Source organism: Streptomyces sp. NPDC086080 (assembly GCF_044540255.1).
GTDB lineage: Bacteria > Actinomycetota > Actinomycetes > Streptomycetales > Streptomycetaceae > Streptomyces.
Genome location: NZ_JBITRU010000004.1, coordinates 218,288 through 232,990, shown reverse-complemented (window position 1 = coordinate 232,990; position 14,703 = coordinate 218,288). Strand labels below are relative to the sequence as shown.

General features: G+C 71.4%; 19 protein-coding genes. 8 read left to right on the top strand and 11 right to left on the bottom strand.

Annotated features, from left to right (window positions below; genetic code table 11):
• The first annotated feature begins 35 nt into the window (after window positions 1–35).
• Window positions 36–854, top strand: a complete 819-nt coding sequence (locus ACIF9R_RS07145) for a TetR/AcrR family transcriptional regulator (protein ID WP_399975437.1) — start codon at window positions 36–38, stop codon at window positions 852–854.
• A gap of 147 nt (window positions 855–1,001) precedes the next feature.
• On the opposite strand, the gene ACIF9R_RS07140 is transcribed toward ACIF9R_RS07145, so the two are convergent.
• The 4 genes from ACIF9R_RS07140 to ACIF9R_RS07125 form a co-directional block, all read right to left on the bottom strand.
• On the bottom strand, window positions 1,002–1,193 hold the full coding sequence (locus ACIF9R_RS07140) for a hypothetical protein (protein WP_399975435.1): 192 nt from the start codon (window positions 1,191–1,193) through the stop codon (window positions 1,002–1,004).
• Window positions 1,190–1,483 carry a hypothetical protein gene (locus tag ACIF9R_RS07135; RefSeq protein ID WP_399975432.1) on the bottom strand — a complete coding sequence of 98 codons (294 nt, stop codon included), beginning with the start codon at window positions 1,481–1,483 and terminating at the stop codon, window positions 1,190–1,192. Before ACIF9R_RS07135 ends, ACIF9R_RS07140 begins: the two co-directional genes overlap by 4 nt.
• 9 nt (window positions 1,484–1,492) lie before the next feature.
• Entirely contained in the window at window positions 1,493–1,690 is a 198-nt protein-coding gene (locus ACIF9R_RS07130) for a helix-turn-helix domain-containing protein (RefSeq protein WP_399975430.1), read from the bottom strand.
• Between the two features lie 286 nt (window positions 1,691–1,976).
• A complete protein-coding gene (locus ACIF9R_RS07125) occupies window positions 1,977–2,963 on the bottom strand; it encodes a hypothetical protein (protein ID WP_399975427.1) in 987 nt (328 codons plus the stop codon).
• A gap of 369 nt (window positions 2,964–3,332) precedes the next feature.
• On the opposite strand from ACIF9R_RS07125, the gene ACIF9R_RS07120 reads away from it, so the two are divergent.
• From ACIF9R_RS07120 to ACIF9R_RS07105, 4 genes are all read left to right on the top strand, one after another.
• Window positions 3,333–4,313: a hypothetical protein gene (locus ACIF9R_RS07120; RefSeq protein WP_399975424.1), complete on the top strand. Its 981-nt coding sequence runs from the start codon at window positions 3,333–3,335 to the stop codon at window positions 4,311–4,313.
• A gap of 36 nt (window positions 4,314–4,349) precedes the next feature.
• Window positions 4,350–4,631: a type II toxin-antitoxin system Phd/YefM family antitoxin gene (locus ACIF9R_RS07115; protein ID WP_399975421.1), complete on the top strand. Its 282-nt coding sequence runs from the start codon at window positions 4,350–4,352 to the stop codon at window positions 4,629–4,631.
• A 5-nt stretch (window positions 4,632–4,636) separates the two neighbouring features.
• Complete coding sequence (locus ACIF9R_RS07110) at window positions 4,637–4,918, top strand: type II toxin-antitoxin system RelE/ParE family toxin (protein ID WP_399975418.1); 282 nt, start codon at window positions 4,637–4,639, stop codon at window positions 4,916–4,918.
• 215 nt (window positions 4,919–5,133) lie between these two features.
• Window positions 5,134–5,556: an ATP-binding protein gene (locus ACIF9R_RS07105; RefSeq protein ID WP_399975415.1), complete on the top strand. Its 423-nt coding sequence runs from the start codon at window positions 5,134–5,136 to the stop codon at window positions 5,554–5,556.
• On the opposite strand, the gene ACIF9R_RS07100 is transcribed toward ACIF9R_RS07105, so the two are convergent.
• Entirely contained in the window at window positions 5,534–5,611 is a 78-nt protein-coding gene (locus tag ACIF9R_RS07100; protein WP_399975746.1) for a hypothetical protein, read from the bottom strand. The two genes, ACIF9R_RS07105 and ACIF9R_RS07100, sit on opposite strands and share 23 nt — an antisense overlap.
• Window positions 5,612–5,660: 49 nt before the next feature.
• Window positions 5,661–6,215: a TetR/AcrR family transcriptional regulator gene (locus ACIF9R_RS07095; RefSeq protein WP_399975413.1), complete on the bottom strand. Its 555-nt coding sequence runs from the start codon at window positions 6,213–6,215 to the stop codon at window positions 5,661–5,663.
• Between the two features lie 86 nt (window positions 6,216–6,301).
• Here ACIF9R_RS07095 and ACIF9R_RS07090 point away from each other — a divergent pair, with 86 nt between their 5' ends.
• Window positions 6,302–7,255, top strand: a complete 954-nt coding sequence (locus ACIF9R_RS07090) for an alpha/beta hydrolase (protein WP_399975411.1) — start codon at window positions 6,302–6,304, stop codon at window positions 7,253–7,255.
• 137 nt (window positions 7,256–7,392) lie between these two features.
• On the top strand, window positions 7,393–7,866 hold the full coding sequence (locus ACIF9R_RS07085) for a hypothetical protein (protein ID WP_399975408.1): 474 nt from the start codon (window positions 7,393–7,395) through the stop codon (window positions 7,864–7,866).
• Between the two features lie 58 nt (window positions 7,867–7,924).
• Here ACIF9R_RS07085 and ACIF9R_RS07080 read toward each other — a convergent pair whose 3' ends face one another.
• The 5 genes from ACIF9R_RS07080 to ACIF9R_RS07060 all read right to left on the bottom strand — a co-directional run bounded on the left by ACIF9R_RS07080 (window position 7,925) and on the right by ACIF9R_RS07060 (window position 13,317).
• Complete coding sequence (locus tag ACIF9R_RS07080) at window positions 7,925–8,980, bottom strand: hypothetical protein (protein ID WP_399975406.1); 1,056 nt, start codon at window positions 8,978–8,980, stop codon at window positions 7,925–7,927.
• A 149-nt stretch (window positions 8,981–9,129) separates the two neighbouring features.
• A complete protein-coding gene (gene groL, locus ACIF9R_RS07075; RefSeq protein WP_399975403.1) occupies window positions 9,130–10,755 on the bottom strand; it encodes a chaperonin GroEL in 1,626 nt (541 codons plus the stop codon).
• Window positions 10,756–10,882: 127 nt separating this feature from the next.
• Window positions 10,883–11,191 (bottom strand): co-chaperone GroES, encoded by a 309-nt coding sequence (gene groES, locus ACIF9R_RS07070; RefSeq protein WP_003998759.1) that lies wholly within the window; start codon window positions 11,189–11,191, stop codon window positions 10,883–10,885.
• Window positions 11,192–11,620: 429 nt separating this feature from the next.
• A complete protein-coding gene (locus tag ACIF9R_RS07065) occupies window positions 11,621–12,397 on the bottom strand; it encodes a polysaccharide deacetylase family protein (protein ID WP_399975400.1) in 777 nt (258 codons plus the stop codon).
• Entirely contained in the window at window positions 12,394–13,317 is a 924-nt protein-coding gene (locus ACIF9R_RS07060) for a polysaccharide deacetylase family protein (RefSeq protein ID WP_399975398.1), read from the bottom strand. The genes ACIF9R_RS07065 and ACIF9R_RS07060 overlap by 4 nt, the downstream gene beginning before the upstream one ends.
• Window positions 13,318–13,407: 90 nt before the next feature.
• On the opposite strand from ACIF9R_RS07060, the gene ACIF9R_RS07055 reads away from it, so the two are divergent.
• Window positions 13,408–14,595 (top strand): methyltransferase domain-containing protein, encoded by a 1,188-nt coding sequence (locus ACIF9R_RS07055; RefSeq protein ID WP_399975395.1) that lies wholly within the window; start codon window positions 13,408–13,410, stop codon window positions 14,593–14,595.
• The last annotated feature ends 108 nt before the right edge of the window (window positions 14,596–14,703 follow it).

Below are 14,703 nucleotides of genomic sequence, written 5' to 3'. Positions count from 1 at the left end.
ACGCTTCATCGGAGCCTCGTCGTAAGCTCGGCCGCATGCCCGAACACCTCCCGATCCCGACCACCGGCGCCGCGTCCGCGCCCGTGACCGGTCCCGCGCCGCTCTCCCTGCGCCAGCAACGCCGGGCCGTCGCCACCCAGGAGATCGTGGAAGCCGCCGAGCGCCACCTGGACGAGCACGGTCCCGCCGCCCTCTCCCTGCGCGCCGTCGCCCGCAGCCTCGGCATGACCGTCCAGGCGCTCTACCACTACTTCCCGAACCGGGACGCCCTCGTCACCGTGCTCATCACCAAGGCGTACGACGACCTGGCCGACGCCGTACAGACCGCCGTCGGCACCCCCGCCGACGGACGGTCCCCGGCCCCCATGGAAGCCGTCCCGCCCTTCGTGAAGGCGAGCGAGAGCTACCGCACCTGGGCCGTCACCCACCCCGAACGGTTCCAGCTCATCTACGGCACCCCCCTGCGCGACTACGCGGCACCCGTCGAGGGCCCCACCACCCGGGCGATGCGCCGGATGAGCGCGGTCTTCCAGCAGGTGTTCTTCAGCGGGTTCACCCAGGAGCAACTCGCCGCGGCCGACACCCACGCCCTGCCGCCCCCGCTCCGGACCCACTTCGAAGCCCTTCCAGGCGATGCCGAGGGCCCGGTACCCCTGCCGCCCGCCGCGGCCGCGCTGCTCGTGAGCGCGTGGGGCCATATGCACGGCCTGGTCGTCCTCGAGGTGTTCGGACACACCACCTTCCTCGGCGGCCACCAGGCCGAGATCTTCCGCATGGCGATGCACCACCTGCTCACCGACACCCACCGCCGAATCCCCGTCCCCGCACATGAGCCGTCCGCGAACCGACCCTGACGGACCGTCATGCAGGACCCGTCCCGGGTGCGGGCGCGGTTCCCCGGTCTGGCGGTGTTGGACGGGGCTACGGCCGTTCCCTGTGCGTGCCGTCTTCTCGTCGTCCCACAGAGCACTGCCGGAGGAGTCCCGACGTGCTTTCCGCCTTCACCGGCCTGCGCACGGGTCGCCGCCCGCGGGCACCGGCACGGTGTCGGCCGCCAGACAGGAGGAGTACACCCGCGACGGTGCGGGCCCCGGCTCAGGTTCCGGTTCCGTCGTGGCGCCCACGGCGATGATCGCCACGGCACCGACGCAGGTCAGTCCCGCCATCGCGGCGAGCCGTGCACCACGGCTCACCGGTCGCCCCGGAGGCGGTCGCGGAGCTCGTCGTCGCAGTCGTCCCCGGTGCCGGTCCGGACTCGGGAGAAGGCCAGTATTCCGTCTCCCCCGCCTTCCTTCTTGGCCTCGGCCAGTCGCCTCCCGACGTCCGCGACGTACTCGGCGCACTCGGCGCTGACGGGCCTCTCGGGCTGCGGGTCCGGTACCGGGGAGGCGTTCAGTCCGGCAGTGGCGGCGAGGCCGGCCGCGCACAGCACCACCCACGCGGCAACCCACGTGCGGCGGCTCGTCCGTATCGGCTCGGGCATCCAGGCATCCTACGAGCGCCCTGACGGGCTGTCGCCGCATCGCGGCTTCCTCACCGGCGGGACGGGCCCCGCCCCGCGCTCCCGCCCCGCCCGCCTTCGCGGAATCCGCCGCCCCTGCTCCACCGACGCGATCTGCGCCTCGCCGTATCCGACCCGCTCGCCCAACTGCGCCCGTGTCAGCCCCGCGGCCTCCCGCAGCAGCTTCATCTACCGCCCGAAGCACCGCAGGAACTCCCCGTTGGAATCGGCGCCCACGCCCTCGCCCTCCACACCCCCACCCGAGTCCACTCCCGACTCCATCGCACCAGCCCTCTCAGCACGACCTCCACCGATCACCCGTGCTCGCACCGTAGGGCGCCTTCCGTGCCGACCGGACCGGAATCCCCACGAGTTGCGTCGTACGGGTGAACGTCTCCCCGCGCGCCGTCACGACGTGTGCGCCGGGACCTGACCGCGTACGGACCGCCGACCGAATCCGCCGGACACCGGCTCGTCAGCCCGTGGCCAGACCGGCGAAGATCGCGGTCAGTTCCTGCACGTGTGCCGCGTACTCGGGTTGATCATCCACGTGCGCGTACTTCAGCATGAGGAGAACAGTTCCGGTGCGCACCAAGGTGACCGCCGTGGTGCTGTCCTCGGGGGCCTTGTAATAGACGAGTGCCGTGCTCTCGTCGCCGAAGCGCGGCATGGAGATCGGGTTCGTCTCGTCGTAACCCTGCTGCCAGCCGAGCACCTCCTCGTACCAGGCACCGGCCGTGTCGGCGCTGGGGCAGGCGTAGACGGTGAACTCCGCGACCAGGAACCCGACGTCCGGTTCCAACGACTCGTACTCCACCCGGCCCTGGTGGCACTGTCCGGGCTCCTCCGCCGAGGAGACGCGCGCCTTTCGGTACGGAGTCCAGCTCGGCGGCATGTCCTGCAAGGTGGGCAGGACCCGCCCGGTCTCGCTCGTCGACAGGAAGCCGCTGGTGTCCACCGCCCTGTCACCACTCCGGTCGGACGGGCCCTCGCCGCCCTCAGCCGGCAGGAGGCCGCTCTGCTCCGTCCCCTGTGGTGATGTCCCCGGAGAGTCGTCTGCTCCGAACAACTGGACCCCGCCGTAGGAGGCGAGGGCGACAAGCGCCACAAGCAGAGCCGCCGCAGCGACGAACCACCCCCGTGCCTGACGTGTGTTGTTGATCGTCAGCGGACCGATCGCGATCGGACTGCGGGAGACCCGGCCCCCCGTGATCACCACGGAGGAGTGTGCCACGACCCCGGACAGCTGCTGTTCCAGGCGGCTCCGTAGCTCGGGATCCGCCTCGATCTCCTCGCGCAGGAGGCCCCCGGCCTCGGACCGGGCCGACGCGGCGTTCGGATCCGCGTCGAGGCCTTCCAGGGCCCGCTGCCCTCGCTCCGTCGACACCAGGCGGGCGCGCACCACGTCGGCGACCGCCGTGCCCGCTCCTTCCCCCACGCCGGTGGCCGCCCCTGTCGCCACTGCGGCCACCACGCCTACCGCTAAGCCCGCCAGTTCCGCCGCGTCCACGCAAAGCCCCCTATGCCCCCGGATGTATCAACTGTTCGTTGTTCTCCCCGTCGCACAGGAGACCCAACCCAGCGGAGCGGCCGATGCGATGCGTCACCTCGCTACCCGGGGCACCCATGTCGAGGGCCCCGCTGACCCGTGGTCGCCCTTCGCGAAAGCCTTCTTCACTCAACGCGTCCATGCATACACGCAGTGTGCGGTAGCGTCGCCTCGACATCACGTCTTCCGCGTGCACTCCGAGCACGGAACGAAGGCGACCCCCGCGGCCGGTTGCACCCGTCCGCGAGGGCCTTGAACCACCAGTGGAACAGGACTCCACCGTTGATTTACCGGCACCATATCGCGCCCCCGCGCGCCTTCTCCCAGTTCTCCCACGACCTGATCCGGCACCCCCGGCTGTCCTCCGACGCCGTGCGGCTGCTGACCTGGCAGCTCTCCCTCCCCGACGGGGCGCGCGAGTCGTTGTCACGCACCGCCGAACGCGCCCGCATCGGGGCGTGCGCCTTCACGCGGGCCAAGCGGCAGCTCAAGGAGGAAGGCTTCGTGCACGAGCGGCGGCTCCAGGGGCCGGGCGGACACTGGGGCACCCAACAGCTCGTCTCCAACGTGCCGTTGAGCGCCGCCGAGGCCGCCAAGATCCTCGCCCGGATGCCCGTCCACAGCCCCTCCGTCGACGCGTCACCGCAGGTCGCGCCGAGTCCCCGCATCCCGGCCGTCGGTGCTCCGGCCCCTCGGCCCACCGACGGTCATCCAAGGAAAAACCCCGGGGAAAACACCTCCCACCGTCCCGCCCCGCCGGAGCGGAAGCCGGACCCGGAGCCCGAGCCCACCCCAGAGGCGACCGAGACGACCGAGCCCTCCGAAGCCGCCCACGCCCTCGTCGCCGCCCTCCCCCACCTCTCCCCCGACCTGCGCCGCATCCCACGCGGCATGCACGACGAACTGGCCCGCCTCGTCTCCCGCTGGCTCGCCGCCGGTCACGCCCCCACCGCCATCCGCACCCACATCCTGCGCGGCCTCCCCGACGACGGCACCCCGGTCCACCGCCCCGGCGGCCTCCTGCGCTACCTCCTCCGCGACATGCCACCCGCGCCGGGCCCCGACACCGCCCCGGCCGCCCAACGCCCCACCTCCGCCCGCCCGACCAGCCGCCTCGCCTCCCTCCGGGAATGCGAGGGCGACCACGTCCAGGCGACGCTCTTCCGTCCGACCGGCGACGAAACCCTCTGCCGCCGCTGCCTCACCTCACCACCGCCCCATGCCGGTCCGCCGAGCATCGACGCGAGGACACATCACCGGTAGACCGGGGCCTTCATGTACATCTGCTACATTCGTGACATGAGTGAACCGGTAGTCGAGTCCATGGCCGAGGTCCGCAACCACCTCGCCGATGTCATCGACCGCGCCCGCCGCGAGGAGACGCCGACGATCATCACGCGGCGCGGCAAGCAGGAAGCCATCGTGATCGACATCCAGGAGTACCAGCGGCTGCGCCAACTCGCCGAGGACGCCGAGGAGGCATGGCTCAACCGGCTGGCCGACGAAGCCGAGTCCGAAGGAACCGACGGATCGGTCTCACTCGAAGAGATGGCCGCCCTGCTCCGCGACCAGCAGGGCTGACGCGCGTGGGGTACGTCACGCGCTTCACCCCGCACGCCCAGCGGGACATGCTCAAGATCCCGCGCCCCGACGCCCTGCGCATCCTGTACCGCCTGGCCGAACTCCAGAAGGCGATGGACGCGGGGGACACGGCGGCGTTCGACGTGAAAGCCCTCCGAGGGCACGACGCCCGGTGGCGGCTCAGGGTCGGTGACTACCGGGCCGTCTACACCATCGAGGACGGTCGGCTCATCGTGTGGGTGCTGGCCGTGGGCAACCGCCGCGAGGTCTACCGTCAGGTTCCCTGAGAACCCTTTGCCCGCATGGTCCTCGTCGGCCTGTTCGGAGACCGCCCCGACAAGCCCGACAGCACCGCCCACCGCCCAGCGCCCCGACAGAGCGCCGTCGTGAGGGCGTCGCTCCTGGTGAGCAGGGGTGTGGGCGCGGGATCTTCGGGGCATGACCACTTTCCCCCCACCAGGAGCGGCGGTCCGCGCTGCCGTTCCCGCTCGCCGATCAGACGGTGTTCTCGTTCCGCTTCACCGCCTCGCCCCGCGGTGCCCGGCTCGCCCGTCGGCTCGCCTCCTGCCGGATGGACGCCTGGGGGTGGCGCTACGGCACCCCGGCGCACGACTCCGTCGAGCTGATCGTGGGCGAACTGTCCGCCAACGCCGCGACCCACGGCCGGGTCCCCTGCCGGGACGCCGAGCTGCGGCTCAGCAGGGAGGAGGACGGGCACGTCCGCGTCGAGGTGAGCGACGCGCGGGGCGAGCGGCTACCCGAGACGCGGGACGCCGGAAGCGGGGAGGACGGCGGGCGGGGGCTCCTCCTCGTCGCCGCCCTGGCCAAGGAGTGGGGAACGGCCCCGCGCCCCGGCGCGCCGGCAAGACGGTGTGGGCCGTGGTGCCCGCCGCGCCGGACCGTCAGTAGTGGTACCGGGCCTTGATGATCACGACGTCCTTCTCGGTGGCCCGGTGGACGAGGCGGCGCTCGTCGTCGATCCGGCGTGACCAGCGACTGCCGCGACCCGGCAGGGCGGATCCTCAGCCGTCAGGCGTGGGGGAGGCGGACGGCGTTGTAGGCGTTCCGGATGAGTTCATCGAGGCACGGCGCGGCGTCGTCGTGTGTCCACGACTGGAAAGCCGTACGGAACAGGGCCAGGGCCACCTCGACCTGGGCCTGAGCGGTGAAGGGTTCCTCGCCCCGTTCGACGAGTGCTTGCGTGAGCGCCTGTGACCAGGCGCGGAGCTTCCACAGTTCGCGTTCCGCCAGGTCCGGTACGGACTCGATGACGGTCGCCCGTCTGGCCATGGCGCCGCGACGCGGCTCGAAGTCCCGCGCGACCGCGCGCAGGGCCTCCCGCAGGGCGCCGGAGGCGGACGACTCGGAGTCCGTCACGGCGGTGACCATGAGGTGCTCGATCCGGCCTTCGTCGCCGAACAGCACTTCGCTCTTGTCCTTGAAGTGGCGGTAGAAGGTCCGGTCGGTCACACCGGCCCGCTCGGCGATGGACGCGGTGGTCGTCGCCGCATAGCCGCGTTCCAGGAACAGGTCGAGGGCGGCTTCCTGGAGTCGCGCACGGCTTCCCGGTTTCCAGCGGCTCATGAGCCGACCCTATCAGTGATGTCAGATTGTGACGTCAGGTGTTAGCCTTGCCGATGTCATAATCTGACATCAACGTGAGGACGATCATGCCCCGTGCAGATGTGGAAGCGCTTCTCTCCCACCTCGCCGCCGCCGACATGCCCGACATAGAGACCCAGAGCCCACAGCAGGCACGCGCCGGCCTGCGCGCGTCGGTCAAGGCCGCGGACCTGCCCGTCGGCGAGATCGCCGTGCAGCGGCCGCTGGCCATCCCGACACGGTCCGGCGCGATCGCCGGTCTGCTCCTCGACCCACGAGCGGAGCGTGAGCCCGGCCCGGTGGTCGTGTGGTACCACGGGGGCGGATTCGTCACCGGAGACCTGGAGACGCACGGCGGCTTCGCGGCCGACGTCGCACGGATGCTCGACCTCCCGGTGGTGCTCGTCGACTACCGGCTGGCCCCGGAGCACCCGTATCCGGCCGCGGTCGAGGACGCGGAGGACGCCGCCCGATGGGTCGCCTCACGCCCCCGTGAGCTCGGTCGTGAGGCCGACGCCCTGGTGCTCGGCGGAGACAGCGCCGGGGGGACGCTGACCGTCGTGACAGCGATGGCCCTGCGTGACGCCCCGGCCGCGGTCCAGGTCCAGGCGCACATCACGATCTATCCGGCCACCGACCTCTCACGTCCGTACCCCTCGCAGGAGGAGTTCGCCACCGGACGGCTGCTGACCGAGGCGGGCCTCCGCTGGTACTACGACCACTACCGTGCCGACGCCCACGACTGGCGCGGCTCGCCGCTCCTCGGCGACCTCACCGGCCTGCCGCCGGCCGTCGTCCTCACCGCGGGCGAGGACCCGATCCGTGACGAGGGCCGCGCCTATGCGGCCGCCCTCGTCACCGCGGGCGTGCCCACGACCTTCCTCGAAGCCGATGGGCACATCCACGCCTTCGTCCTGATGCGCGGGGTCGTGCCCTCCACCCAGGAGGACCTGACGCGGGCCTTCGCCGCCCTGTCCGCCACGGTGCGGGCCGCACGCAGGGCCGCACCGACGGCCGCCTGACGGGGCGAACGCGCGGTGTCCGGAGTGCTGGTGAGCCCGAACGGCCGAGGCGGGTGAGCCGGCGCTCACGCGGCCTCGACCTGCGCGTTGCACCAAACGGGTCTATACATGACATACAGCGTCAGAAGGGCCGTACGATGCGAAGATTCGGTGTTGTGGCCGCCTGTGCGGCAGTGACCATGGTGGGCGGGCTGGCCGTCGGCGGTTGCACCGTCGAGGACGACAGCTCCACCCCGGCCCCGGACGACGGCACCGCGACCGCGGAGAAGCAGAAGGCCGAGGGACAGGGTGAGGAGCCGCAGGGCGGGCGGTCGGAGGCGGCGGACGGTGAGCGCGACGATCTCGTCAGTTTCGAGATCGACGACCGCTCGCAGGCCGGGTTCGAGGACATCTGGGTCACCTGGACCATCACGAACCGGAGTTCGGAGAAGTCGGACTACACCTGGGAGTGGGAAGCCGTGGGCCCGGACGGCAAACGGCTCTACAACTCGACCGAGTTCGCCACCGACGTACAGCCGGGGCAGACGGCCACGGGTGAGTCACCCACCACGCTCAAGACCTCCGGCGTGACCATCAACATCACGGAGTTCGACCGCAGCAAGGCGTGGTGAGCCTTCAGCCGGGAGCGGGATGGGGTGGGGCGGGGCGGGGCGCGGTTTCCGGGTGGGCTCAGTCGCCTCCGCCTCCGCCGCCGCCGTCCCCTCCTCCGTCGCCCCCACCGCTTCCGCCTCCGTCGCCACCGTCTCCGCCGTCGCTGCCCCAGCCGTCGCCGCCGCCGGATTCGTTGTCGTCCCGGTTTCTGCCGAGGTTGCTGAACCAGGGCTGGTCCCAGTCGGCGTCGTCCGCGGTCCCCCGGGAGCGGTGCCTGGGGCGAAACCTGGCCGCGCCCGTGGTGTCGCCGAGGCCGAAGGAGACCGCGACCGCGTGGGCCAGCACCGCGTCCAGGGGGTCGGGGCTCTCGTGGTGCACGTCGGCGAGCGGCAGCAGGACGGTGCCGGGTGGCGGGGTCGTGCCGCGGGGCGGGCGGGTGAGTACGGCGATGCGGGTGCCGTCGCGCAGCAGCGAGGAGCTCACCGCGGTCTCGCGGCGCAGGGTCCACTGCCGGTCGGGCAGGCGGATCTCGACCTTGCTCTTGGACTTGCGGAACTTGTTGTGGAGTTCGAGCCGCGCGGGGATGTCACCGACGGTCAGGGTCAGGCCGCCCGTGCGGTCGGGCGTGTCGAGGAGGTAGCCCTGCGGGGCTCTGAGCCGTACAGCCGGGGCGTGAGGGCCCCAGACGTCCACGCGTACCGAGCGCCGGTCCACGGTGACGGTCACCGGGCCGGCCGGGCCGTGCGCGTACCGGCGCGCGATCCACAGCGGTACGCCCTCCGCGTGCGCCCGCGCGGCCAGGGCGGCCACCTGGTCGGGTCCGCCGCATCTGCGCACCGCCAGTTCGCCCAGCGCGCGGGCGAAGGCGGAGGACTGACGCGTCTTCAGGGGCCTGCTGGTGCCGGTCACGCGGGTGACCGGGACGATGCCGCGGTCGGGCGGCAACGATGCCAGGGGGCGTTCGCTGCCTCCGCCGCCGAGCCACTGTCCGCGCAGGAACGCGTCCGCCATGGCGGCGAGGTTCAGCTCGTCCAGCGGAGTCGTCCGGCCGCCTCGGCGCAGCCCGCTCTCGGTGAGTTCCACGGTGCGTGCCAAGGGGTTCCGGGACTGTTCTCCGTAGAGCACCTGTTTCATCGCCCTTCCCCTTCCCGCTCCGTCCGCTGTGGGGAGAGACACGCTCCGCCGTGGCTCGGTTCCATGATCGGGGTACGGCGAGGGCCCGGTTCCCCGTCCTGGTGGACGGGGAACCGGGCCCTCACTCGGGTTCCGGCGACCTTACGTCGTCAGTGGGCGTGGCCGTGGCCGTGGCCACCGGCGGCCGGCTCCTCCTCTTCCTTCTTCTCGACGACCAGGGTCTCGGTCGTGAGGAGCAGGGAGGCGATGGAGGCGGCGTTCTCCAGCGCGGAACGGGTCACCTTCACCGGGTCGATGACGCCGGCCTTGACCAGGTCGCCGTACTCGCCGGTGGCGGCGTTGTAGCCGCTGCCCTTCTCCAGCTCGGCCACCTTGGAGACGATGACGTAGCCCTCGAGGCCGGCGTTCTCGGCGATCCAGCGCAGCGGCTCGACGGCGGCCTTGCGGACGACGGCGACACCGGTGGCCTCGTCGCCGGTCTTGCCGAGGTTGCCCTCGAGGACCTTGACGGCGTGGACCAGTGCGGAGCCACCACCGGAGACGATGCCCTCCTCGACCGCGGCGCGGGTCGCGGAGATGGCGTCCTCCAGACGGTGCTTCTTCTCCTTCAGCTCCACCTCGGTGGCGGCGCCGACCTTGATCACGCACACGCCGCCGGCCAGCTTCGCGAGGCGCTCCTGGAGCTTCTCGCGGTCCCAGTCGGAGTCGGTGGTCTCGATCTCGGCCTTGATCTGGCCGACGCGACCGGTCACGTCCTCCTTGTTGCCACCACCGTCGACGATCGTGGTGTCGTCCTTGGTGACGGTGACGCGGCGGGCGGAGCCGAGCACGTCCAGGCCGACCTGGTCGAGCTTGAGGCCGACCTCCTCGGCGATGACCGTGGCGCCGGTGAGGACGGCCATGTCCTGCAGCATCGCCTTGCGGCGGTCACCGAAGCCGGGCGCCTTGACGGCGACCGCGTTGAAGGTGCCGCGGATCTTGTTGACGACCAGGGTCGACAGGGCCTCGCCCTCGACGTCCTCGGCGATGATCAGCAGCGGCTTGGAGGCGTTGGCCTGGATGACCTTCTCCAGCAGCGGCAGCAGCTCCGCGATGGAGGCGATCTTGCCCTGGGTGATCAGGATGTAGGGGTCGTCGAGGACGGCCTCCATGCGCTCCTGGTCCGTCACGAAGTACGGGGACAGGTAGCCCTTGTCGAAGGCCATGCCCTCGGTGAAGTCCAGCTCCAGGCCGAAGGTGTTGGACTCCTCGACGGTGATGACACCGTCCTTGCCGACCTTGTCCATCGCCTCGGCGATGAGCTCGCCGACCTGCTCGTCCTGCGCGGACAGCGCGGCGACGGCGGCGATGTCGGACTTCTCGTCGATCGGGCGGGCCGAGGCGAGCAGGTCCTCGGAGACCGCGGCGACGGCCGCGTCGATGCCCTTCTTCAGGGCGGCCGGGGAGGCACCGGCGGCGACGTTCTTCAGGCCCTCGCGGACCAGCGCCTGGGCCAGCACGGTGGCGGTGGTGGTGCCGTCACCCGCGATGTCGTTGGTCTTGGTCGCCACCTCCTTCACCAGCTGCGCGCCGAGGTTCTCGTACGGGTCCTCGATCTCGACCTCACGGGCGATCGTGACACCGTCGTTGGTGATGGTGGGGGCGCCGAACTTCTTGTCGATGACGACGTTGCGGCCCTTGGGGCCGATCGTCACCTTCACCGTGTCGGCAAGCTTGTTGACGCCGCGCTCAAGGGCGCGACGGGCGTCCTCGTCGAACTTCAGGATCTTCGCCATGGGAGCGGTTCAGCCCTCTCGGAAAGCGTGGGTGAAACGAACTGCGCCCCTGACGCCCGGCTTCATAAGGTCGCGGGGGCCCGGGGCGCAGCTCAAAAAGCAATGTGCTTCGGTGGAAGCGGGTGAACTACTTCTCGATGATCGCGAGGACGTCGCGAGCCGAGAGGACGAGGTACTCCTCGCCGTTGTACTTCACCTCGGTGCCGCCGTACTTGCTGTACAGCACGATGTCGCCGGTCTTGACGTCGAGCGGCAGGCGCTCGCCGTTCTCGAAGCGGCCCGGGCCCACGGCCAGGACGACGCCCTCCTGGGGCTTCTCCTTGGCGGTGTCCGGGATGACCAGGCCAGAGGCGGTGGTCTGCTCGGCGTCGAGCGGCTGGACCACAATGCGGTCCTCGAGCGGCTTGATGGCAACCTTGGAGCTGGTGGTCGTCACGATCCGACCTCCCCCTTCGGAGATCTCACGGGGTCAATTGTCTGAGGTGGCGACCAGGTGGATCCGTCGTCGCGGGTGCCGGACCTGCCCGTCGCGCATGTTGGCACTCTCCAGGGGGGAGTGCCAGATCCGAGACTATGGCCGGGATTAGCACTCGGTCAAGCGGAGTGCCAATTGCCGTGTGGCGCGTCGGGGGGTGGGGGCGTTTTTTGGCACCGGGTTGTGCGGCCGGCGGTGTTGCTGTGACCGTCACTGGGGGCTGCCGCCCCCAGGCCCCCGCTTCGGCCCTGAACGGGCCTCGTCCTCAAACGCCGGACGGGCTGGAGGGTGAGCGGCGCTCGCCAGGAACCGTCGGCCCGGCGAACTCCCGCACAACCCTCCAGTAACCCTCCAGCCTGCGCGGATCGGCTGGAAGGTCGGCCGTGCTCGTCAGTGAACGTCGGCTCGGTGGGCTTCGGCGTAGGTCTCCAGCTTGCCCACCCTCAGGTTCCGCTTCTCCAGTTCCGCCAGGAGCCGTGCCGTTCGTTCCGCCAGGGACAGGGTCGGGGCCTCGCCCGACGGTACGGAGATGATGTCGCCGGGGTTCAGGTGGTGGGGGCCGTGGGTGTAGGTGAGGTGGCCGTCGGGTTCCAGGGTGACCCGCCACAGGACCACGGCCCCGATGCCGCAGTCGGCGGCGGCGCGCAGGGTGGTGGTGTCGTACGTGCCGTAGGGCGGGCGGAAGAGGCGGGGGGTGATGCCGAAGCGGGACTTGAGCTTGCGCTGCTGGCCGCAGATCTCGGCACGCTGACCGGCGTAGGGCAACCCGCGCAGGGCGGGATGGTCGAGGGTGTGGTTCTGCAGACTCGCGCCGACCGCGCGCAGGCGGGCGAAGTGGGCGTAGCCGGGGCCCATCACACTGTCCGTCAGGAACATGCTGACGGGGAGTCCGCGTGCGCGGACCAGGTCGATGAAGCGGGGGTCGCGTTCGGCGCCGTCGTCGTAGGTGAGGAAGACGACCCGGTCGTCGGTCGGGATGTGGTCGATGACGGGCGGGAGGGCGGCGGAGGGGGAGGGCGGGGAGGCGCTGCCGGTCGCCGTCGGCCCGGCCGGTACCAGAAGCCGGGACGGCCCGTCCGGAGCCGCGCATCCCGCGGTCAGCGCGGCGGCGGCCGCCAGGAGGGCCGTCACGGCCCGCCCCGGCGTCACGGCCCTCCCCCGCCTCACAGGTAGTCCTCCAGCCGCGCCACCGCGTAGCCCTCCGCGGTGACCTTGTCCAGGAAGCGGCGGATCATGTCCGGCATCGTGCCCTTCCAGTCGTCTCGGCCCCGGAAGTGGCTGAGGACGATGTCACCGGGGTGCAGTGAGCGGTCCCACTCGCGGTACTCCCACCGGTCGACGAAGACCTCCTCGCTCCAGAGGGGGACGTGGGTGATCCCGCAGGACTTCGCGGCGCGCAGGGTGTCCTTGTCGTAGTTGCCGTAGGGCGGGCGGAAGAGGGTGGGGCGCTCGCCGTAGCGTTCCTCGATGATCTTCTGCATGCCGCAGATCTCGTGCCGCTGGCGGGCGCGGGACAGGGCCGGGAGGTAGGGGTGGTGGAGGGTGTGGTTGTGCAGGCCGACACCCCCGTCCCGCATCCTCTCGAAGTAGCCGTAGTCGTCCTTGACGAGGTAGTCGCTGAGGAAGGCGGTGTACGGGATCTTCAGCTCGCTCATCATCCGCAGGAACGCCGGGTCCTTCTCCTCGCCGTCGTCGATGGTGAGGAAGACGATCCGCTCCTTGGTGGGGACGGTGGTGAAGACCGGGGGGAGCCCGAGGCGGCGGTGGCCGTCGACCTCGAAGCCGTCCCTGGTGGTGATCCCCGGCTTCTTCGCCGGGGGCGGCGGGGCCGTCCGGGGCACCTTCTTCAGGCCCCAGCGTTTCGCGGCGGCGACCCTCGCGGTGTGCGCGGCGCGCAGCTTGGTGGCGTAGGCGTCGAGCGCGCGGGCCGGCGGCGCCTGGAGGGGCTGCTGGCCACTCGCCGGTTCGACCCGGTCGCCGCCGCCCTGTCCGCAGGCCGAGGCGATGGCGGCGAGAGCGAGTACGGCGAGGCCGGTCCGTACGCCACACCGAGGCCGGTATTTATCGTTTTGTCCTACTGCTCGCATGGAGCCGGATCCTCGCAGCCGGACCGCCCGGTCCCGGCCCGACACCGCGGCCGGAGGCATACGGTCCACCGACTGGCCCACAATGACCCGGTGAACGACCTCGCACCGCTCCTCACCCCCGAAGGCCGCGCCCTCCTCGACGAGGTACGCGACACCGACCCGGCGCACGAACTCGCCGTCGCCACCCGATTGCGCCGCGAGCACCCCGCCGAGCTGGTGTCGGCCGCGCTCGGCCAGGCACGGCTGCGGCAGCGGGCGGTGGCGAAGTTCGGGGCGCAGGACGCGCGGCGGATGTTCTTCACGCCCAACGGGGTCGAGCAGTCGACCCGGGCGAGCGTGGCCGCGTACCGCGCCGAGTGCCTCCGGGCCAAGGGGGTACGGTCCGTCGCCGACCTGTGCTGCGGGATCGGCGGCGACGCGATCGCGTTCGCCCGCGCCGGGATCCGGGTCCTGGCCGTCGACCGGGATCCGCTGACCTGTGAGGCGGCCCGCGCCAACGCCGACGCGCTCGGGCTGGCCGGCCTGATCGAGGTGCGCGAGGCCGATGTGACGGAGGTGGACACGGCCGGCTACGACGCCGTGTTCGTCGATCCGGCCCGGCGGTCCTCCCCACGCGGCCGGATCTTCGATCCGGAGGCCTACTCTCCGCCGCTGTCCTGGGCCGTGTCCGCCGCACTCGCGGCACCGTTCGGCCTGCTGAAGATCGGGCCCGGCATCCCGCACGAGGCGATCCCCGCGGAGGCGACGGCCGAATGGGTCTCGGACCACGGAGACGTGAAGGAGGCCGTGCTCTGGTTCGGCCCGGACGTGACACCGGGGGCACGGCGGGCCACGCTGCTGCCCGCCGGAGCCGGCCTTCACGCGACACGCGGCACCATGCTCCCGGACCCCGAGGTCCGGCCGGTCGGGAGGTACCTGTACGAGCCGGACGGGGCGGTCATCCGCGCCCACCTGGTCGCCCAGGTGGCCGAGGAGCTGGACGGCGGGCTGATCGACGCGACCATCGCCTACGTCACCGCGGACGAGTACCGGCCGACGCCGTACGCCACCGCCTACGAGATCACCGACCAGCTGCCCTTCGGCGTCAAGAAGCTGAAGGCGCTGCTGCGGGAGCGCCGCATCGGCATCCTGACCGTCAAGAAGCGCGGCTCGGCCGTCGAACCGGAGGAACTGCGCCGCAAGGTCCTCCCCAAGCAGCACGGCACCGCGTCCGTCACGGTGTTCCTGACCCGCGTCGCCGGTGCCCCGACCATGCTGCTGGGTCACCCGGTGCGGTGACCCCACACCGGCCTCGGCCGGACCACCCGGCCGGTGATCAGCCGCCAAGCCCCCTGGCACGGGGATCAGGCGCCCGGTCGGCCTGGGCAAGGAATCAGGCGCCGGGCA